Below are 20591 nucleotides of genomic sequence, written 5' to 3'. Positions count from 1 at the left end.
CGTTGTCTATAATCGAACTAACTAATTGAGAATGATTTTCATTTACGAAAGAGAGGCTAGCCAATGACCACTATAGCAGATGTTTTGATTATCGGAGGAGGGCCTACGGGGCTCTATGCAAGTTTTTATGCCGGATTACGTGATCTATCGGTCGTATTGTTTGAAGCACAAGCCGAATTAGGCGGGAAGATCAATTTTTATCCTGAAAAAATGGTCTGGGATGTGGGTGCATTGCCGCCAACCAAGGGGAAGAAAGTCAAAGAACACTTGATTGAACAGGCTAAGTTGTTTGATCCAACGATCTATCTGAAAACGAAAATCATCGAATTGACCAAGGAAGACAACCTTTTTTATGCAGTGGATGACCAAGGGAGGACTCATGTTGGACGCACCATTTTAGTTTGTATTGGCGGCGGTGTCGTCTCTCCGCAAAAATTGCCATGTTTCATCCATAATAATGTCGACAACTATATCCACTATCAGTTTCCTGACCAGCAAGCGATCCAAGGCAAACATCTAGTGATCTCTGGCGGCGGCGATGCGGCGGTGGATTATGCGATCGAAGCAGTGTCTTATGGTGCCAAAGTCACGTTGTGCTATCGAGGGGAAAAACTGAAAGCCCATGAAGCACAAGTAAAGAAGATGAAAGCAGAAGGGATTCAAGTGCTGATGAATCACACCATCGATGGGGTGAATCAAGCAGAAACATTCAATATGGTTCTACGACTAAAAAACAGTGCCAACCATGAGACGATCGATTTTTTATGCGATCATCTACTGATCCAACACGGTTATGACCGTGACAGTGGCTTGTTAGATAAAGTTTCCTTTGATCTTGCACGTCATGAAGACTTTTATTTGAACTGTGAGATTCCAACAAAAACCAGTCATCCCGGTGTGTTTGCAGCTGGTGACATCCATTATTTCAAAGGCAAAGTGAATCTTTTGGCGGGAGCCTTTCAAGATGCTGCGCAAGCAGTCAATCAGATCAAACATTATTTAGAGCCGACCAGTGTCCCACAGGCGATGGTTTCTTCCCACAATGAGAAATTCAGTGAAAGAAATCGTCAGTTGTTGGTGAATGAGTAGCCATGCTTCTTTGTGAATGAAAAAGTAGAAAAAGCAGGAGTCCCGTATGAGTCCTGCTTTTTTGGTGTCCTCAGAACAGAAATTCGTTTCACTAGAAGTGAATGTTTGCCGCTCCTAAAAAATAAAATCTCTCAAATAAATGATGCAATGGATGAAAATTTCAGCTATTATTTTCAAGTTGACTAATTGGAGGGGATGACATGAATCAAACAAGATATGCAGAATTAAAGCAAGCAGAAAGAGGCGCTATCTTAAGTATCGTTGCCTATATTTTTGTTTCCATCGCCAAACTTGCCATCGGTCGTTTGGCAAATTCTGAAGGATTATGGGCAGATGGATTAAACAATGCGACGGATATCGTGGCATCTATTGCTGTCTTGATCGGTTTACGTTTGGCACAAAAACCAGCAGACGAAGACCATAAATATGGACACTGGAAAGCAGAAAATGTGGCGAGTCTCGTAACATCCTTGATTATGCTGGCGGTTGGTCTGCAGGTTTTATGGTCCTCCATTCAAACAATTCTACTCGGTGAAACGCAAAGTCCCGATATGATCGCGGCAGTCGTCGGTATCATTTCAGCTATTTTGATGTATGGCATGTATTACTACAATAAGCGATTATCTGCTCGTGTAAAAAGCTCCGCTTTGCTAGCAGCTGCTAAAGACAATCGGAGTGATGCCTGGACGAGTATTGGAACGGCGATCGCTATTTTTGCCGCCTCATTTGGTATCGGTTGGTTAGACAGTTTGACTGCGATCGTGGTAGCTCTTTTGATTATCAAAACCGCCGTCGATATTTTTCGTGAGAGTGCCTTTTCACTTTCTGATGGGTTTGATGAATCGTTAGTCGTGGAGTATGAAGCGGCAATCGCTGGTTTTTCTGAAGTGAAATCTGTCAAATCGATTCGAGGAAGAATGTATGGCGCCAATGTTTTTCTCGATGTCGTCGTGACGATGGACAAATCTTTGACGGTTGAAAAGAGTCATAATGTGGCAGACGCTATTGAAGATCTCTTAGCTGATCGTTTTCAGGTGTTTGATACTGACATCCACATTGAGCCTGCTACCGAATAAATTTTATGGCAAAACCTTGATAGGACAAGGATGTAAACCACCCGTTTCCTATTTGTAAACTGAAAAGTTCTTACGGAACCTGCTGATTCATGGCAAACTAGAGGTAACAAAGGAAGAAAGTAGGGAGCCTTATGAATAATAAACAGGTAGTAGAAAATGATTTAGTTATTTCTTTAGATAAAATGGATGAAACAGCAATGATGGCACTTTGCCAACAATATATTGCGGCTATCGATGATAGCCAAGTCCTCTTTGCTTTACTGAAAAAAGTTCAAGCCTCTAAAGCAGCAGTAAGCAAATAAAAAAACAAACCGGCATCTTACGCATTGATGTTCCTCTCAGCAAAAGCGAAAGGAGTGTTGATCAACAGGAAAAGATGCCGGTTATTTTTAAATTTGTTTGAGTCTTTTAAAAAACTTTTAAAGGACGTTTAATAATGCGAATAACCCATAGACGATCAAAGAAGCTATTCCTAAAGGAACAAGACGTCGGAATATAATCTCTTTCAAACGCTTGCCTGCTTGTCGCTCTTTTTCATAGTTAGGATCATGAGCGTGCGCTTTAAATTGCTGAGGAGAACGAGAGAAGATTAAGCCATTGGTCATCGATAAAACCCAGCCAATCAGCGCCATGAAGAAAGAAACAAAAATGATTGCCAGTAAAAGTAGTTGTAAGAGTTGCATCGTGTTGCTACCTCCTTTTCGTAGCCATTTTTTCACTTCTAGTTTACCATCTTTTGAGACTTTTAGGGGTCTTTATTCAACGTGCCCTTTCTTTTTTTGCTTCTTCCCTTATAATAGAGATATTTATAAACGAGTTTTTGTTTCGTGCAGGAGAAAGAAGGGGTTCTTATGGCAATCACACAAAAAATCATTCAATCACCAGAAGACTTCCAAACGTTGGATCGTTTGATCAAAGAAATCTGGCCAGAAGTGTTTACACCAATCATTGGTTCCGATCAAGTCGCGTATATGCTAGCTCATTACCAATCACCAGCAGCGATTCAAAAGGAAGTCCAGCAAGGAGCAGTTTATCTTTTACTAATGGAAGGTGACCAAGCAGTGGGGTATACAGCGTATGAAGAAACGCCGCAGCAGCTTTATTTAAGTAAATTGTATCTCCACCAATCCACTAGAGGCAAAGGCTATGCCAGCCAAGTCTTTGATTGGTATGAGGAGATCGCCTCGGGCAAAACGCTGCATTTAAACGTCAACAAACAAAACCAGCAAGCAATCGCTGTTTATGAGCATCGCGGCTTTCAACGCGTTTCTGAACGTAGCGTTGCAATTGGTTCGGGATTTGTGATGGATGATTTTATTTATGAGAAGGAGATTGCTGAAGGCGAAGGTGCGCAACAAGGAGAATACTGATGGAACTTACTGCCAAGAATAAGTCGTTTAGTAACAAAGAATGGCAACTATTTCAATACGTATTAAATCAGCAAGCAGAGGTCTGTTCGATGTCTATTCGTGAGTTGGCGGATGCAACAGAAACTAGCTCAACGACTGTTCTGCGGTTTTGTCGAAAATTTGATTGCGAAGGTTTTTCAGAATTTAAAATCAAATTGAAAAAGACATTACAGAAACAAGGAAAGACTGATCGATTATTCAAAAAAGATAAAAAAGCCCTGCACTATTTTTTTGAACGTATGGATGAATCCTTCTATCGAGAAACATTATTTACGATCGCCAAACGAATAAGCAAAGCAAAACTTTTGATTTTAGCCAGTGACAGGGAATCGACACTTGCATTGACCTATGCCCAACAAAAGTTTGCACGCTTAGATAAAATCGTGAGCGTAGAGGAAGAAGCAACATTGATTAAATCTGTTTGGCAAACCTTAAGTAGCGAAGCCACGTTGCTGGTTTTTTCTAATAAAGGTGCCGATCCATTTCTTGAATCCTTGATTACTGAATGTACCACCGCTGGAATTTCAACCATTTCACTAACAAATCGCTCAACAACATCAATTGCCAAACTTTCTGAGCAAAATTTTGCTTATTATTATTCCGATAATCAAGAAGCTGATTCATTGTCCTCACAAATTCCAGCCATTTATTTGGTGGAACTTCTATTTGATTTAGTTACAGATTGTGAAGATCGCTGAATAAAATGAAACTACCTACGCCTATCAGAGAAGTTCTTCTGATAGGCGTATTCTTTTGGCAATTTTTTCAATTAAATAGATTGCTGGTAGTTGAGAAGTCAGTTCAATGGTTTTCTCTTTTTTCTGACTGGCTTTAAAAATAGTCTCTCTTTCGATGTAATATGGCACCGTTAAGTCGGATAACTGACTGATGGTTGAATCTTCGGTATTCGTGATGGCAATAATCTGACAATCTTTTTGATTTAACTTTTGTAAGTATCGAATCATTTCTTGTGTTTCCCCAGAAATCGACAAAACAATGATACCGGTTTTGCACAATATGTCTTCTGGAAACCAGTCGATAGGATAATTTGAGGGATCGTCAACTTTTAATGCCGTTTTTCCCAAGTCAGTAAAATAGAGTGCGCCATATTCCGCAATCGTTTCAGATAAGCCTGATCCAATAAATAGCACGAAGCTTTTGTTCTTAAGAATCTCTGTTGCTCGATCGATTCTTTCAGATAAAAAGGGCTGGTTTACTCGCTTCAAAAAATCAATTGTTTGGGACTCTTCACTATCGGATATTTTAGATTTTACGAGAGAATCTAAGTAAAAGCGCAAATTGATCTTAAATTCGGTAAACGTATCACATTCAAATTTCTTGCAAAAACGGCTAATACTAGCAGTACTGGTATGGGTCTCTTTGGCAAGTTCTTTCATCTTCATTTTAGATACTGAAGCCAAGTTTTTTGATACAAATCGGTAAACCTCGTATTCTAGTGCAGTAAGTTCAGGATTGTAGTCAAGAAAAAGCATGATGCACCTCCGTAACAAAGTGTTTTTTTTTGTGGAACAAATGACAAGCTATGAAAACGTTCTCTATTTAGGATTATAACATTATATTGATTTTACTTCATGCTATACTTTCGTTGTTCAACAATGTAAGCGGATGCTTCGCTTAGTAAAAAAGGAATTGTAGGAGGGCGACATGGAGTATAATTTTTCGAAGGACTTTTTCTGGGGTGCAGCAACGAGTGCGACACAATCAGAAGGAACGATAGCTGGAGACAATAAAGGAGAAAACATTTGGGATTATGCATCAAAAAACTATAACCATCGGTTTTTTGAAGGAGTTACAACAGAACATACATCAAGGTTTTATCAGGAAATGGAAGCGGATTTGGATCGAATGGCGGCACTTTCTTTTAATTCTTTTCGGACTTCGATCTCTTGGTCACGTCTTATTCCCGAAGGTACAGGGGAAGTTAATCCAGAAGCTGTTGACTTTTATACCAGAATGCTTGATGGGTTAAATCAAAGAGGCATCAAACCGTTTATCAATCTTTATCACTTTGACATGCCAATGAAATTGCAAGAAATCGGCGGATTTGAAAATCGTGAGGTCATCGAAGCGTATCGGGCGTATGCAAAAATTTGTTTTGATCTATTTCATGAGAAAGTTGCGTACTGGTTTACCTTTAATGAGCCGATGATTCCAGCAGAAGCCGGCTATTTGCATGACCGGCACTATCCTTATGTAGTTGATTTTAAACGGGCGGCACAAGTACTTCACCATATCATCCTTGCTCACTGTGAGGCAGTTAAGGTCTTTCGACAAGGACCTTATCAAGGAAAAATCGGTATCATCATGGATGTGATCCCAGTTTACCCAAGAAGCCAGCATCCTGCCGACTTAAAGGCAGCGGAAATGGCAGACCTCTTCTATACTCGCTCCCTTAATGAAGCGATATTAAAAGGTCGTTATCCTCAGGAGTTAAAGGCTATTTTAACGCGCTATGACCAAATGCCACGAGTGGAAGAACAGGATCTTGCATTGATTGCTGAAACAACGATTGATCTGCTAGGGATCAATTATTATCGTCCACGGCGAGTGAAAGCCAAAGAATCTTTGCCTAATCCCGAGGGAGTTTTCTCGCCAGAATGGTTTTACGATGATTACGAGATGCCCGGCAGAAGGATGAATTCTTCTAGGGGGATTGAGATTTATCCTCATGGCTTGTATGATATCGCTAAAAAAATCCAGTTAGAATTTGGGAATATTGATTGGTTTGTTTCAGAAAATGGGATTGGGATTCAGGGAGAAGAAACATTTATCGAAGGGGGGCAAGTGCAGGACAACTACCGGATTGCTTTTTTAAAAGAGCATTTAATTGAGCTTCATCAAGCAATGATGGAGGGGAGTAACTGTCTGGGGTATCACATGTGGACATTTGTGGACTGTTGGAGTTGGCAGAATGCGTTCAAAAATCGCTATGGCTTTTATCGTCTGGATTTAGAAACGGGAGAAAAAACGATGAAAAAGTCTGGGCTATGGTTTAAAGAAGTGATTCAAAAAAATGGTTTTTCAAACGAATTTTAGGAGGGTTTTATAATGAAAGTTTTAGACTCGGTTGCAATGAAGTTATTACCGATTGCCAATGCTATTGGACAGCAGCGGCACTTGCAGGCAATTCGAAATGGGTTGATTTCTATTTTGCCGCTCACGATCGTTGGCTCTTTTTTCACCATTATTTTAAATTTGCCGATTCCTGGTTATACCGAATGGGTCGCTCCTTATTTACCGGCACTTGACATTCCTTTTCGATTTACGGTGGGGTTAATGTCTCTTTATGCCTCATTTACGATTGGCTCCAACTTAGGTGCTAGTTACAAACTCGATCGAATAACAAGTGGGTTTTTATCCATGTTAGCGACGATTTTAATGGTCGTTCCGATCAATTTGGCGGAAGGCATCAGCACGACAGGAGATGCCGTACTTGCAGGAAGGTATTTACCCATCGCTTCACTTGGATCACAAGGATTATTCGGTGCGATCATTGCGGCGCTAGTTTCAGTAGAGATTTATCATTTTACAAAAGCAAAAAACTTGGAAATCAAGATGCCAGAAGGCGTACCGCCTGTTGTAGGGGAATCCTTTGCGGCACTCCTACCAACCTTGCTGGTTATCTTAGTCTTTTGGATTCCGCGCCACTTTTTCGGCTTCGATTTAAATGGATTACTGACGATCGCCATCTCTCCTTTAAAAGGTTTCTTAACAGGCAATAATTTGGTTGGCGGAATCATCACACAATTTGTTATCTGCGTTTTCTGGGTATTGGGTATTCATGGCCATGCCGTTTTAGGACCCATCATTCGTCCATTTTGGGATCAAGCAATTTTAGAAAATGCGGAATTATTCCAAAACGGTATGTCTGCCTTTGATCTACCAAATCTTTTTACGGAACAATTTTATCAATGGTATGCGCAAATGGGTGGTACTGGATCAACGCTTGCATTGGTTGTTTTGTTTATGTTCTCTCGTTCAAACTATTTAAAACAATTGGGTCGTCTTTCCATTTTACCAGGGATTTTTAATATTAATGAACCGATGATCTTTGGGACGCCAATTGTGATGAATCCACTGTTGGCAATTCCGTTTATTCTTGTGCCAATCGCTAATACTATCTTAGTCTATATCGTTACCGCTTTAGATTGGATGCCTAAGATGATGGTCAAACCACCATTTTCGATTCCCGCACCTCTTGGCGCATTGATTACCTCAAATTGGAATTGGGTTGCTTGTTTGATGGTCTTCGTCTGTTTCTTCGTTTCGTTAGCGATTTACTATCCATTCTTTAAAGCATTTGAGAAACTTCAAGTGGCGCAAGAGCTAGAAACAGCTAAAGAAGGTGAGTAGAATGGTTCTAGTAGTGAGTTGTTTGCTCTTGATTTTTCTGACCCATCTTCTTTTAGAAAAAAATAATGCCAGAATCACGCTGGCTTTTTGGAAACTTTTACTTGTTTCCTTGCTTTTCTTACTCAGTTTGTTTTTCTTGTTGATCCGCACTCCTTTGGCACCAGTTTTCATTGTGTTACTTATTATCAATTGTACCGTCATCCAAAATCGATTTATGTATCAGTATCTACCGAAAGGACAACGATAGGACGCTTGATGGTTACTGTAAGAAATGTTATTGCGAAAAGATTATTCTATCTACTGTTTAAAAAACTATTTACGAACCCAGATCCTCTGTGCTATTATCCTTGTATAAACATTATAATGTTATAAACTAAGGAGGCAATTATGAAAGGGTTTGTAGAATTTATTGAACAGAAATTGATGCCGATTGCAAATAAAGTGGGGATGCAACGGCACATGGTAGCGATTCGCAAGGGGATCATCGCTACTTTACCTTTAACGATCGTTGGGTCGTTCTTCACGATCTTACTGAATTTTCCCATCGAATCAGTCGCTGCAGTGATTGAACCGTATCGGGAAGTTTTGGATATTCCCTTTCGTTATACAGTCGGATTATTGGCATTATATGCAACGTATGGGATTGCTTCATCGCTAGCCAAAAGCTACAAGCTGGATTCATTGACTGCGGGTATCTTAGCAACGATGTCCTTTCTTGTAACCGCTGCACCACCGTTGCGAGTCTTTGATTCTGTGGAAGGCATCATTGATGCCGGGCGTTATATCAATGTGGCCAACCTAGGCTCCGGCTCTTTGTTTGGTGCGATCGTTACGGCGATCTTGTCCGTTGAAATCTATCGTTTCTTTATCGTAAAAAACATTACTATCAAAATGCCAGATGGTGTGCCGCCAGAAGTGACAAATTCATTTATGGCATTGATTCCCGGTGGAGCGATCTTGATTTTGTTCTGGGTGATCCGTCATATGCTCGGTTTTGATATCAATGGCTTTTTAAGTAACTTGTTGATGCCGTTAAAAGACGTGCTAGCGGGTAACAGCTTGTTTGGTGGTTTATTGACTGTCTTCTTGATCTGTTTCTTCTGGGTACTGGGGATTCATGGACCAGCGATCATGGGTCCTGTTATTCGTCCATTTTGGGATATTTCCATCGCTGAAAATATGGAAGCCTTCCAAGCATCTGGCAATGCGCATGAATTGCCTAATATTTTTACAGAACAATTTTTACAATGGTTCGTGTGGATCGGTGGAGCCGGTACGACCTTAGCGTTGGTCGTTTTGTTCTTCTTCTCCAAATCAAAATACTTGAAACAATTGGGCCGTTTGTCCATCTTGCCAGGCCTATTCAATATTAATGAACCAGTGATTTTCGGTGCACCGATCGTAATGAACCCAATCTTAGGCATTCCTTTCTTGGTGGCACCGTTGATTACGACAACGATTTCTTACTTCGCGACCATTACGGGCGTCGTACCGATGATGGCTGCCAGACTTGGGTTTGCCATTCCAGCACCAATCGCCGCCTGGATGAGTACGGACTGGAGTATCGCAGCAGCGATTTTAGTGATCGTCAACTTCTTTATCACACTCGCAATCTATTACCCATTCTTTAAAGTCTTTGAGAAACAGCAGATTGCCCGCGAACAAGAAGAAGAAACTGCCGCTTAAGCAAGACAAAAAAAGTGAGGTGCAAACATGGGGATTTATGCCATTTGTTTATTTTTTGGTTGTCAAATTTGGTTAACAAAATCAGCACAAGGGAAAAAAATTCAAGAAGTGCCGTTTTGGCGGATGCTTTTGTTCGGGATTCTTGGCGTTGCTGCAGCGATCCTACTGAGCCGTCAGTTTCCGTGGGGACCATTTTTGACGATGACGGCGACGATTGTTTGCAGTTCGCTTTTACTGACACGTTTTACTGTTTTTTATGAAGAAATGAGGATGAGATAAGTTGAAAAGACAACTAGGAGTATCGGTGTATCCCGATCACAGTGATTTTGAAACAGACAAAGCCTATCTGCAATTAGCCCATGATTATGGCTTTAGCCGCATTTTTATGAGTATGTTGGAAGTGAGTGACGGCAAAGAAAACGTGCAGAAAAAATTTAAAGCGTTGATTGATTTTGCCAAAGGATTAGGCTATGAAACGATTTTAGACGTGGCACCAGCCATCTTTTCTGAACTAAGCATCTCCTATGATGACTTGACCTTTTTCCATGAACTAGGAGCCGATGGGATTCGTTTAGATTTAGGTTTTGACGGCAATAAAGAAGCGATGTTGACCTACAATCCCTTTGGCTTAGCTGTTGAATTGAATATGAGCAATGATGTAGCGTATTTAGACAATATTTTGACTTATCAAGCCAACATTCCTTACTTATACGGCTGCCACAATTTCTATCCACAAGAAGGGACTGCCTTGCCTTATGATTTCTTTGAGAAGTGCAGTCGTCGTTTCAAGGAAAAAGGCATTCGAACCGCCGCATTTATCTCTTCTCAAACGGGAACGATCGGACCTTGGGATATCAATGATGGCTTACCGACCTTAGAAATGCACCGAAGAATGCCTGTAGAAACTGCCGCAAAGCATTTGTTTGCCACAGGTTTGATTGACGATGTCATTATCGGCAATGCTTATGCTTCTGAAGCAGAACTGGCGGCACTAGGAGCGATTGATCGCTACCAGACCGCATTTGCGATTGAATTTGTACCTGAAATCAATGAAGTTGAACGCCAAATCGCTCTGGACGAGCAGCATTACCGTCGAGGCGACATCACGGACCGGATGATCCGTTCCACAGAAGTTCGTAAAAAGTATAAGAACCATGACAATCCTGTCCATGACCACGAAGGCGTCTTTCAACGAGGGGATGTTGTGATCGGCAATGATCGTTTTGGCAAGTACAAAAACGAGCTACAAGTAGTGCTGGAGCCCCACTCAGATCCACGAAAAAATAAAATCGGTTCGATCGTCGAACAAGAGTTAGTTCTGCTGCCGTTTATCCATCCTTGGTCGAAATTCACTTTCACAGAGAGGAAGGTGTAATGAGATGTTTGATTTGATTATTCGTCAAGCTCGCACAATCGATGAAGAAGTATTTGATATTGGGATTCAAGACGGCAAAATCACTGCTTTGGCACCTACGTTGCAGGAGCAGGCGAAACAAGAGCTGACCTTAGCAGAAGGGGAGTTTTTGTCAGCCGGTTGGATCGATGACCATGTCCATTGTTTCGAGGAAATGACGCTCTATTATGATTATCCAGACGAGATCGGTGTCAAACAAGGTGTCACGACCGTTATCGATGCGGGGACGACTGGCGCCGAAAATATCCATCGGTTTTATGATTTAGCCAAAGAAGCCAAAACCAATGTCTTTGCTTTAGTCAATATTTCCAAATGGGGGATCGTAGAGCAGGATGAACTTGCGGATCTGTCAAAAGTCAAAAAAGAATTGGTCAAAGAAGCGCTGCAGAAGTTTCCTGACTTTATCGTCGGAATCAAAGCCCGAATGAGCAAAACGGTGATCGGCGAAAATGGCATCACACCGTTGAAATTAGCCAAAGCGATCCAGGCTGAAAATCAACCGCTGCCTCTGATGGTCCATATTGGGTCAGCACCACCGAATTTAGCAGAGATTCTCGCTGAATTGGAAGCAGGCGATGTGGTGACCCATTGCTTTAACGGCAAAGCCAATGGGATTTTGGATCAGACGCACCAAACCATAAAGCCTTTCGTCTTTGCTGCCTATGAAAAAGGCTTGGTCTTTGATATTGGTCATGGGACAGACAGTTTCAATTTTGATGTGGCGGAGACGGCTTTTGCCAATCAGCTGAAGGCTTCTTCCATTAGTACGGATATTTACATCCGCAATCGTACCAATGGACCAGTCTTTGATTTAGCGACGACTATGGAAAAATTAGCGGTCGTAGGGTATGATTGGCGTGAGATCATCGAGAAGGTGACCAGTGCCCCTGCGAAGCAATTTCATTTACAGAACAAAGGCGAGATCGCATTGGGGTATGATGCTGATTTTACGATTTTCCGCTTTGAAGAGGGCGAAAAGGAATTGACGGATTCTAACGGCAATCGCCGAATCACGACACAACAGATCGTGCCGCAAAAAGCGGTGATAGGAGGGGAACTTTTTGACACTGAATATTGAAGAATTAGGCTTGAAAGAAGTCATCAATGCTTCTGGCAAAATGACGATTCTAGGTGTCTCGAAAGTCAGCGAAAGCGTACTTGTAGCCCAGCGCTATGGCGGGGAACATTTCTTTGAAATGGCAGATCTAGCAGAAAAAACCGGTGCCTATTTGGCAAAATTGTTGAAAACGGAAGATGCACAGATCGTTTCTTCTGCTTCAGCGGGGATCGCCCAATCAGTGGCGGCACTCATCGGTCAAGGCGACAGCTATCATTTGTACCACCCTTACAGTGAGAAAATCAGTAAACGGGAGATCATTTTGCCCAAAGGCCACAACGTAGATTATGGCACACCAGTGGAATTGATGGTGGCGCAAGGCGGCGGGAAAGTCGTGGAAGCAGGTTATGCCAATATGTGTACACCCGAGCACATTGAACAGATGATCACGCCCGAAACGGCGGCGATCCTCTACATAAAGAGTCATCACACCGTTCAAAAAAGTATGTTGACAGTAGCAGAAACGGCCCAAGTTGCCAAGGCACACGATCTTCCATTGATCGTTGATGCGGCTGCTGAGGAAGATTTGATTGCCTATACCCAAGCCGGTGCTGATTTAGTGATCTATTCAGGTGCGAAAGCACTGTCAGGACCAAGTGCTGGCTTAGTGATCGGCAAGCAGCCCTATGTCTCTTGGGTGCGCCTGCAATCCAAAGGGATTGGTCGAGCAATGAAAATCGGTAAAGACAATATTCTCGGATTTACCCAAGCCGTGATGGATTATCTAGCGGAGGGAACAGAATCTGGCGCTTCGATGCAAGAGCGCCTGCAACCATTTATTGCGGCAATCAATGAAATCACTGGTTTAGAAGCAAAAATCGTTCAAGACAGCGCTGGCAGAGATATTTACCGAGCGAGTGTCAAAGTGAAAGAACCAAGTGCCAAAGCAGTGATCGACGCGCTAAAAGCAGGAGAACCAGCGATTTATACTCGTGAGTACCAAGCCAATAACGGCATTATTGAATTTGATATCCGAGCAGTCAATGAACAAGAAATGGCAGTGATCACCGATCGCTTACAAGAAATTATGTTAGGAGCAACCCAAAAATGAAAACTTCACCCAATTATTTCGCTGACCGTGTCTGTCTAAATGTGTTAGCAAACTCCATCGACAATGCGAAAGCTTGTTACGAAGCAGCAGAGGGCAACATCGTCCTAGGTGTTTTATCAAAAAACTATGCTAGCGATGAAGCAGCCATCGCTGACATGAAAAATTATCAAGCGGCAACAAATAATGCCCTTTCTGTAGGGCTTGGTGCTGGCGACCCCAACCAAAGTGAAATGGTCTCCCGAATTTCCGCTGTTCTACAGCCACAGCATGTTAACCAAGTGTTCACGGGAGCGGGGACCTCACGAGCTTTGCTAGGACAATCTGAAACGATCGTCAATGCCCTTGTTTCACCAACGGGAAAAGTCGGCTATGTCAATATTGCTACTGGACCATTGAGTTCACAAACTCCAGCTGCAGAAGTCCCAGTCGAAACAGCGATCGCTTTATTAAAAGACATGGGCGCTAGTTCTATCAAGTATTTTCCAATGAAAGGGTTGGCTCATAAAGCAGAATATCAAGCGGTAGCCGAGGCTTGTGCTGCGAATGATTTTTATCTGGAACCGACCGGCGGTATCGATTTAGAAAACTTTGAAGAAATCTTGCAGATCGCTGTTGATGCAGGCGTGAAAAAAATCATTCCCCATATTTACAGCTCGATCATCGATGGAGAAACAGGGGACACACGCCCTGAAGATGTACAGACATTAGCAGAAATGACGAAAAAGGTGTTGGCAGCAGCCAAATAGGGGGGATCAATGATGCGGATCGGTGCTTACGGTGAGGTAATGATGCGGTTGACGCCACCAGAATATCGAACATTGGAACAGACCCACTCTTTGCGGATGGATTTTACGGGAACAGGGGTCAATCTGTTAGGTAATTTGGCGCATTTCGGCTTGACGACGTCGATGCTGACACAGGTGCCAGCCAACCGATTAGGAGATACGGCAAAAGCCAGCTTGCGTTCCTATGGGATTCAAACGGCATTTGTTGGCAAAAAATATAGTCATATCGGCAGTTATTTCGCCGAGATCGGCTACGGCGCTCGTCCGACCTATGTGACGTATCAAAATCGCCATCATAGTTCCTTTGGCGTTTCAGGTCCAGAAGAATATGCCATCGATGGGTTTTTAGAAACGGTCGATCTCATTCATATTTGCGGGATCTCACTTAGTTTGACTGAGAAAACCTGGCAAACTGCATTGGCTTTGGCGAAACAGGCCCATGCCAAGCAGATTCGCGTCTGCTTTGATTTCAACTTCCGTCCAAGCTTGAATGAAGATTTAAATCGGGAGGTACTGAAACAACGGTATGAAACGATTCTACCCTATTGTGACCTAGTTTTCGGCTCTGTCCGTGACTTGGAGGAGCTATTGGCTTATCCCTTAGAGGAAACCGAAGGCGCCGAGCTTGCGTTGATCCAATCCTTTATTGACCAGTATCAACTAGAATGGTTCTGTGGGACACGGCGTCTAGCCGTGGAAGACAAGCAATTTATCAGCGGAAGGATCATTACGGTACAGGATGCCTATGAAACGGCACCGCAGCTGCTGCAAGTCTTGGATCGGATCGGGGCAGGGGATGCCTATGCCGCTGGCGTATTATTAGGCTATGCCGAAAAATGGTCACTCCAACGCACCGCTGATTTTGCAATCACGAATGCAGTTTTGGCTCATACGATGCTGGGAGATGTTCCCTTAACCACCAAAGAACAAGTGGAACAAGTCTTACAGGCACCTGGGAAAGACTTGATTCGCTAGAAAAAACACTTGCGTCCTTCTCTTGATGGATGGCTGCGCAAAAGTAGACCAATCGGCTGCTTTTGCGCAATCATCCATCGCTTTTAGGAGAAGGACGCAAGTGTTTTTATTGTTTTAAAAAGGTTTCTACTTTTTTCTCAGGGATCACCCACAACAATAGTACAAGACTATCCAGTGTGATGATAAATAGGGGATGGATCAGCCAGCCGAGGAGCAATGCCAGCACGTTGATAAACAACGTAAAGTAGAGTTTCTTGTATCCGCGAAACAGTTCCACGATGGCTTGATTGTCAGGATTGGCACGAACCAAGGATTTTCCAACTAGGAAATAGCTGAAATCCGTCAATAAAATGACAGCCCCATATAGCAGCTGAGGGGCAAGAGCGACTGGATAACGACTGACCCATGACGTTACAAAAGGAAAGAGGGTCAGTGCCAGAATCAACAAATGATTCGCCCACAAGGTCCAACCGTCGATTTTAGATACTACTTGAAACAGATGATGGTGATTGTTCCAGTAGATCGCTAATATCACAAAGCTGATCAAATAAATAATAAATTGCTGTTCCACTCCTAAAAAAGAAGCAAAGGTATCGCCTTCGGGCTGGTGCAATTCCAATACTAATAAGGTCATTACGATCGCAATGACCGCATCGGTAAAGGCTTCGATTCGATTTTTTGACATGTACATCCATCCTTTTAAGTTTCTGTTTACTGGATCAGTGTACGCGATTGTCAGAAATTCGTCGAATGATTATTCTCGGGACAAAAGCCAACGTTCCAGCTATTTCGCAATTGGCCCATTGCCTAGTGCACCGAATAAAAACAAATCGATCGCTTCTGGCATCTTGTCTTCTTTTTCTGGTGAGTCCAAATGAGCCGCCATCAGTACTAACAATTGACTGGTGACAAATTCTGGGTCGACATCCGAACGGAGATTGGAATCACTGCGACGAAACAAGTCAAGAAACGGTTCTTTATAATTTTTCCGCCAAAGCAAGTACAGTTTTTTAGAAGTGTCCTCAGAAACGGTATGCTGAATGTCGTGCATCATCATATAAAAATTGATGCGATGCCGACTTCTTAAAAAAAGAAACATGTTCAAGATTTTTTCAGAGATCGTCAAGGAAGTATCTTCAACGGTCTGATTTAGCTTTCCAGAAACCTCTTGTGCCAAAGAGACCATCACTTCATAATAGATGGCTTCTTTGCCTTTGAAGTGATAATAAAGATTGGGTTGGGTGATGCCGACGGCTTCTGCGATCTGTCTAGTAGAAGTTGCTTGATACCCCTGCTGCATAAACAGGTTCTCTGCCACTCGTAATATTTTTTCTCGCAAGTTCAAAGTCAGCCCTCCCAACGTTCCTGACGAAGCATTTTTTTCGCGGTAAACAAAAGTTGGATTTTCCGTTGTTTCGGTACCGCTGTTTTTTCAGCAAATACTTGATAGTTGTTTTTGCGAATCACAGTCAAGATTTCCCGATAGATCAAAGCAGCTGCTAATAGAGCTTCACGGCAATCTTCATCGATTTGCGGCATCATGACAAAAGATTCTTGATAAAGCGTCTCTGCCAGTTGCGCCTCGTGTTCCCACATCTCGATAAACTGCTGGTTTTGATTGCCAGAGGCTAATGCTTCTCGCGAAAGGTTGAATTGCGCCAAGACCGTTTGCGGCAAATAGATGCGGCCCATCCGCAGATCCTCGCCAATATCACGTAAAATATTGGTGCGCTGCATCGCTTCACCCAATTTGATGGCGGGTTCTTGAATCGCAGCGGCTGCTTGCGAGAGAATCGGCAAGAGCATCAGACCCACACTGCCAGCTACGTAGTAACTATAGTCAGAAAGCTCTTTTTCAGAGGTGGGCTGATGGAAGTCAAGGTCTTGTTTTTGCCCAACCAATAGATCGAAAAAGGGTTGAAACTGCAGATCAAACTGTTGGAAAGAAAGGGTCAATGCCCGCCAAATGGCTTCATCAGGATCTTCTTCTTTGACGGCTTGCGGCAAGTCGATCGCATCGTTTGATACTTGTTTTTGCATTTCTTCCAAGCGTTTTTTCATGGCTTCGATCAACAAAGGGTCTTGCTTTTCATCGACGGCATCATCGGCACGTCGGCAAAAGGCGTAGACGGCATAGACGGCGCGTGCTTTGTCTTTTGGCAATTGAGAAAAGGCGGTATGAAAGTTTTTTGAATGCTTTTTTATGATGGCCTCACAGTATAAAAAATCGTTGTCGTATTCATCAAAGACGCTTAATGATTTAACGGTCATCTTTTAACAACTCCTCCACAGCTAACTTGGCACTTTGCATCACGATTGGCACACCCGCTCCCGGATGCGTACTGCTGCCGCAGAAGTATAAACCTTCTGCATAATCAAATTTATTATGGGGACGATAGTAATTGCTTTGCGCCAAGGTTGGTTTCAACCCAAATGTCGCACCATTGTAGGCATTGAACCGGTCATTGAACGTATCTGGCGTATACATTTTTTCATACACGATGTGTTCATCGATATCCGTAAAGATCGTTTTTTCTTTTAATAATCCAATAATCTGCTGGCGGTAGTTTTGGATCGTTTCATCCGTCCATTGATCAAATTTAGATAATTCAGGCACTGGGACTAAAACATAAAGACCTTCTTGACCATCAGGTGCTAAGGAAGCATCTTTCAGGGTTGGACGATACAAGTAGAAGGAAGGATCTTCTGGCAGTTTGCCAGCCTCGAAGAGATCATCTACATTGCGTTTAAAATCATTGGCAAAATAAATGCTGTGGAGTGTGCTATCCTCATATTTTTTGTCCAGTCCTAAATAAAGTAAGAAACAAGAGCAAGAGTAATCCATCGAAGCGATTTTTTGATTGGTGTATTTGCCGCGTTTTGATTCATCAGGAATCAAGCTTTCCATGGCATAAGGAAAATCAGCCGCACAAATCACGACATCTGCGGTGATCGTTTCTCCATTGACACGAACGCCTTTGGTTTGCTTGTTTTCGATCAATAATTCATCGATTGGGGTATTGTAATGGATCGTACCGCCTAATTCTTGGAACAAACGTGCCATACCAGTGGCTAGCGTATACATGCCGCCTTTGATGAAATAGACCCCATACATCAACTCGATCATGGGAATGATCGTATAAAGGGACGGCCCTTGGTAAGGGGAGACACCGATATACAAGGTTTGAAACGCCAATGATTTTCGCAGGCGATCATCTTTGACAAATTTAGAAATAGAAGAGTAGGCGTCACTAAACGTCCGCAGCTTTAACCCTGCCCATAAGGATTTGGGATTGTAAAAGTCTCGCCATGTCCGAAACGACTTGGTGATGAAGGACTCTTTGGCGATCACATAGCGTTTGTAAATATCTGCTAAAAAGGCAAAATAGCCTTGAGCATCTTCTTCCGAGATCGCTTCTAACGTTTTGGTCAATTCTACTAAGTCATTTGAGAAGGTCAGCGGTTCGTCTTGGGCAAAATACAGCTGCAGCATCGGATCGACTTTCTCCATAGGAATATAGTCATTCGGATCAACGCCAGCAAATTCAAACACTTCACGATAAATTTCCGGCATCATCACGATGGTGGGGCCCACATCAAAGGTAAAGCCATTTTCCTTGATCTGATTCATTTTACCCCCAGGTTGCCCTTCTTTTTCGTAGAGGGTGACGTCATAGCCAAGTTTTTGCAAACGGACAGCAGCAGCTAATCCTGACACGCCCGCACCGACAACAATAATTTTTTTCATGCTTGCTCCTTCTGCGAATCATTTGATTCGGCTTCTTTTTTCGTGTGTTCTTTTTCTTCTAAAACGCCATCTTTCATGACGAGGACCCGATCACAATAATCTGTTAAACGGGTATCATGGGTCACCATAATGGTGGCTTTTTGTTTTTCTTTGGTTTCTTTCGCTAAGATTTTGACGACTTCGACGGCTTTTTTTGAATCAAGACTCGCCGTTGGCTCATCTGCCAAAATGATGGTGGGATCATGATAGAGCGCTCGGGCAATAGCCACCCGCTGCCTTTCACCACCAGATAGTTCATCGGGGTATTTGTTCTGCAGCTTTTCAATCCCTAGTTGTTCAAACAATTCAGTAGCTGATTGCTCTTGGGGTTCTTTGCTGACCTTATCCACCAATTGGAGTTGCTTTTTGACCGTCAAAAAAGGGACAAGGTTGGAAGCTTGTAAAATAAAGCCGATCTTTTTGAAACGAGTTTTTGCCCGTTGCTTTTCTTTTTGTTTACTGAAGGGTTCGTCATTGATAAACACTTCGCCTTCAGAGGGGGCTTGCAGACCACCGGCGATCGTTAGAAAGGTACTTTTCCCAGAGCCGGAAGGACCGATGATGGCGACAAATTCGCCTTTTTCTACCGAGAAGTTGGTTTCTTTCAAGGCTTCAATCGTCGCGTCACCATCTTTAAATGATTTTTTGACTTGTTTGAATTCAATGGCACTCATGTTTTTTCCTCCTATCCGATTGCTTTCAATGGGTCGATTTTTACAATCGTTCGCACCGAGAAGAAAGCACCTAGCATCGCGATCAGAATCATCATGACACTGATACTAGCAAAGAATAATAGATTGATTTGGAAAGGCACTGCCGCAGGTAACACGAGGGCGGTACCGATCGTTGCCAACCCACCGATCAAAACACCCGAGGTTGCCAATAAGAACGTTTGGGCGATCACCGAAAAAGCAATGTAGCGGCTAGAGATCCCTTGGGCTTTCATGACACCGAAAATTTCTGATTTTTGCATCGTTAGCACATAGATGAAAATTCCGATAACGATGGCAGCGATCACGATCAAGAACCCGATCATAAAGCCAAAGGTCAGCACTTGTGCGTTGTAACCAGGCAATTCATTAATAAATTTGCTGATATCCGTAGCGACCAGATCATCTGGCACTTCTTTGATTTTGCCACGAGTTACGATCGCGTTGATACGGGCATTTTCAGAATCATCTTCTTTTTCAAAACGAATTTCTTGATAGGCACCGATCGACGTGTAGAGGACCGGAGCGACACTGAAGCGGGCGTTATCTGTAAAACCGACGATTTTTAATTTTTTGTCACTGCCGGCTAATTTGATGGTGTCACCAATGGAAATCCCGTATTCTTCCTCAATACTGCTGTCGGCGACCGCTTCATCATCTGACGCAAACATCTCGCCATCGGTAATATTTGGTGCTAAAAATTGATCTGGATCAATGCCGAAAAAGGTGACATCGACTTTTTCACCGTTGTCTTCTTTGGTCACAACCCCAGCGGTTTGCGCCAAAACTGCTTTTTCTGGTGCATCGACTTCATCATAAAGACTGCGAGGAAGCATCGACATGTTTAAATTATCATTTGCTTCTTCGGTCAACAAAATTTGATCTGCCTCCCATTTGTCGACCGCCATCCGATTATCTTGAGCCAACCCGTAAGCTAACCCAGTTAAAAAAAAGACCAAATAGGCGATTAAAAACATGACCCCTGTGACTAGGGCGTAACGCAATTTGGAATGGCGTATTTCATTGATTGCCAAAAACATAACGATTCCTCCTACTATTTTATCACTTGATAAAATAAAAATACCATTTTTTTTATTTTCAGCAAACTATCTTGCTTA

23 protein-coding genes are annotated in these 20591 nt (G+C 42.7%); 15 read left to right on the top strand and 8 right to left on the bottom strand.

Features of this window, described 5'->3' with window-relative positions:
- The first annotated feature begins 63 nt into the window (after nucleotides 1–63).
- The 3 genes from FJU10_RS01585 (at nucleotide 64) to FJU10_RS18960 (ending at nucleotide 2467) form a co-directional block, all read left to right on the top strand.
- Nucleotides 64–1089, top strand: coding sequence for an NAD(P)/FAD-dependent oxidoreductase (locus FJU10_RS01585; protein WP_077454479.1), 1026 nt, complete (start codon nucleotides 64–66; stop codon nucleotides 1087–1089).
- 200 nt (nucleotides 1090–1289) lie between these two features.
- The gene (locus FJU10_RS01580; RefSeq protein ID WP_077454478.1) at nucleotides 1290–2165 is read left to right on the top strand and encodes a cation diffusion facilitator family transporter; all 876 of its coding nucleotides are present in this window, start codon (nucleotides 1290–1292) and stop codon (nucleotides 2163–2165) included.
- Between the two features lie 131 nt (nucleotides 2166–2296).
- A complete protein-coding gene (locus FJU10_RS18960; protein WP_189372199.1) occupies nucleotides 2297–2467 on the top strand; it encodes a hypothetical protein in 171 nt (56 codons plus the stop codon).
- Between the two features lie 117 nt (nucleotides 2468–2584).
- Here the strand turns inward: FJU10_RS18960 and FJU10_RS01575 are convergent, their stop codons facing one another.
- Nucleotides 2585–2848: a hypothetical protein gene (locus tag FJU10_RS01575; RefSeq protein WP_140964971.1), complete on the bottom strand. Its 264-nt coding sequence runs from the start codon at nucleotides 2846–2848 to the stop codon at nucleotides 2585–2587.
- A gap of 168 nt (nucleotides 2849–3016) precedes the next feature.
- Here FJU10_RS01575 and FJU10_RS01565 point away from each other — a divergent pair, with 168 nt between their 5' ends.
- Both FJU10_RS01565 and FJU10_RS01560 read left to right on the top strand, forming a co-directional pair.
- Nucleotides 3017–3535: a GNAT family N-acetyltransferase gene (locus tag FJU10_RS01565; protein ID WP_140964970.1), complete on the top strand. Its 519-nt coding sequence runs from the start codon at nucleotides 3017–3019 to the stop codon at nucleotides 3533–3535.
- Nucleotides 3535–4272 carry a MurR/RpiR family transcriptional regulator gene (locus FJU10_RS01560; protein ID WP_140964969.1) on the top strand — a complete coding sequence of 246 codons (738 nt, stop codon included), beginning with the start codon at nucleotides 3535–3537 and terminating at the stop codon, nucleotides 4270–4272. The genes FJU10_RS01565 and FJU10_RS01560 overlap by 1 nt, the downstream gene beginning before the upstream one ends.
- A gap of 24 nt (nucleotides 4273–4296) precedes the next feature.
- Here the strand turns inward: FJU10_RS01560 and FJU10_RS01555 are convergent, their stop codons facing one another.
- Nucleotides 4297–5067: a MurR/RpiR family transcriptional regulator gene (locus FJU10_RS01555; RefSeq protein WP_140964968.1), complete on the bottom strand. Its 771-nt coding sequence runs from the start codon at nucleotides 5065–5067 to the stop codon at nucleotides 4297–4299.
- Nucleotides 5068–5239: 172 nt separating this feature from the next.
- Between FJU10_RS01555 and FJU10_RS01550 the strand changes: the two genes are divergently transcribed.
- The 10 genes from FJU10_RS01550 to FJU10_RS01505 all read left to right on the top strand — a co-directional run bounded on the left by FJU10_RS01550 (nucleotide 5240) and on the right by FJU10_RS01505 (nucleotide 14976).
- Nucleotides 5240–6631, top strand: a complete 1392-nt coding sequence (locus FJU10_RS01550) for a glycoside hydrolase family 1 protein (protein ID WP_140964967.1) — start codon at nucleotides 5240–5242, stop codon at nucleotides 6629–6631.
- Between the two features lie 12 nt (nucleotides 6632–6643).
- Nucleotides 6644–7948 carry a PTS sugar transporter subunit IIC gene (locus FJU10_RS01545; protein WP_015509459.1) on the top strand — a complete coding sequence of 435 codons (1305 nt, stop codon included), beginning with the start codon at nucleotides 6644–6646 and terminating at the stop codon, nucleotides 7946–7948.
- A gap of 1 nt (nucleotide 7949) precedes the next feature.
- Entirely contained in the window at nucleotides 7950–8195 is a 246-nt protein-coding gene (locus FJU10_RS01540) for a hypothetical protein (RefSeq protein ID WP_140964966.1), read from the top strand.
- Nucleotides 8196–8335: 140 nt separating this feature from the next.
- On the top strand, nucleotides 8336–9634 hold the full coding sequence (locus FJU10_RS01535; RefSeq protein WP_005225702.1) for a PTS sugar transporter subunit IIC: 1299 nt from the start codon (nucleotides 8336–8338) through the stop codon (nucleotides 9632–9634).
- A gap of 27 nt (nucleotides 9635–9661) precedes the next feature.
- Entirely contained in the window at nucleotides 9662–9913 is a 252-nt protein-coding gene (locus FJU10_RS01530) for a hypothetical protein (protein WP_140964965.1), read from the top strand.
- Nucleotide 9914: 1 nt separating this feature from the next.
- A complete protein-coding gene (locus tag FJU10_RS01525; RefSeq protein WP_140964964.1) occupies nucleotides 9915–11009 on the top strand; it encodes a DUF871 domain-containing protein in 1095 nt (364 codons plus the stop codon).
- Between the two features lie 4 nt (nucleotides 11010–11013).
- The gene (locus tag FJU10_RS01520; RefSeq protein WP_140964963.1) at nucleotides 11014–12126 is read left to right on the top strand and encodes an amidohydrolase/deacetylase family metallohydrolase; all 1113 of its coding nucleotides are present in this window, start codon (nucleotides 11014–11016) and stop codon (nucleotides 12124–12126) included.
- Nucleotides 12110–13216 carry a DgaE family pyridoxal phosphate-dependent ammonia lyase gene (locus tag FJU10_RS01515; RefSeq protein WP_140964962.1) on the top strand — a complete coding sequence of 369 codons (1107 nt, stop codon included), beginning with the start codon at nucleotides 12110–12112 and terminating at the stop codon, nucleotides 13214–13216. The genes FJU10_RS01520 and FJU10_RS01515 overlap by 17 nt, the downstream gene beginning before the upstream one ends.
- Nucleotides 13213–13962, top strand: coding sequence for a 2-dehydro-3-deoxy-phosphogluconate aldolase (dagF, locus tag FJU10_RS01510; RefSeq protein ID WP_077454471.1), 750 nt, complete (start codon nucleotides 13213–13215; stop codon nucleotides 13960–13962). Before FJU10_RS01515 ends, dagF begins: the two co-directional genes overlap by 4 nt.
- Before the next feature lie 9 nt (nucleotides 13963–13971).
- Entirely contained in the window at nucleotides 13972–14976 is a 1005-nt protein-coding gene (locus FJU10_RS01505; protein WP_140964961.1) for a sugar kinase, read from the top strand.
- Nucleotides 14977–15082: 106 nt separating this feature from the next.
- On the opposite strand, the gene FJU10_RS01500 is transcribed toward FJU10_RS01505, so the two are convergent.
- The 6 genes from FJU10_RS01500 to FJU10_RS01475 form a co-directional block, all read right to left on the bottom strand.
- A complete protein-coding gene (locus FJU10_RS01500) occupies nucleotides 15083–15661 on the bottom strand; it encodes a TMEM175 family protein (protein ID WP_189372198.1) in 579 nt (192 codons plus the stop codon).
- Between the two features lie 99 nt (nucleotides 15662–15760).
- Nucleotides 15761–16321, bottom strand: coding sequence for a TetR/AcrR family transcriptional regulator (locus FJU10_RS01495; protein ID WP_010747950.1), 561 nt, complete (start codon nucleotides 16319–16321; stop codon nucleotides 15761–15763).
- Nucleotides 16322–16323: 2 nt separating this feature from the next.
- Nucleotides 16324–17247, bottom strand: coding sequence for a phytoene/squalene synthase family protein (locus tag FJU10_RS01490; RefSeq protein WP_140964959.1), 924 nt, complete (start codon nucleotides 17245–17247; stop codon nucleotides 16324–16326).
- Nucleotides 17237–18724: a phytoene desaturase family protein gene (locus FJU10_RS01485; protein ID WP_140964958.1), complete on the bottom strand. Its 1488-nt coding sequence runs from the start codon at nucleotides 18722–18724 to the stop codon at nucleotides 17237–17239. Before FJU10_RS01485 ends, FJU10_RS01490 begins: the two co-directional genes overlap by 11 nt.
- Nucleotides 18721–19437: an ABC transporter ATP-binding protein gene (locus FJU10_RS01480; protein WP_140964957.1), complete on the bottom strand. Its 717-nt coding sequence runs from the start codon at nucleotides 19435–19437 to the stop codon at nucleotides 18721–18723. Before FJU10_RS01480 ends, FJU10_RS01485 begins: the two co-directional genes overlap by 4 nt.
- Nucleotides 19438–19448: 11 nt before the next feature.
- On the bottom strand, nucleotides 19449–20513 hold the full coding sequence (locus FJU10_RS01475; RefSeq protein ID WP_005235249.1) for an ABC transporter permease: 1065 nt from the start codon (nucleotides 20511–20513) through the stop codon (nucleotides 19449–19451).
- Nucleotides 20514–20591: the final 78 nt, after the last annotated feature.

The organism is Enterococcus sp. OL5 (assembly GCF_006491895.1).
Taxonomy (GTDB): Bacteria; Bacillota; Bacilli; order Lactobacillales; family Enterococcaceae; genus Enterococcus_D; species Enterococcus_D innesii.
Note: the sequence above shows the minus strand (reverse complement) of the source record. Positions and strands in the feature narration are given on the sequence as shown.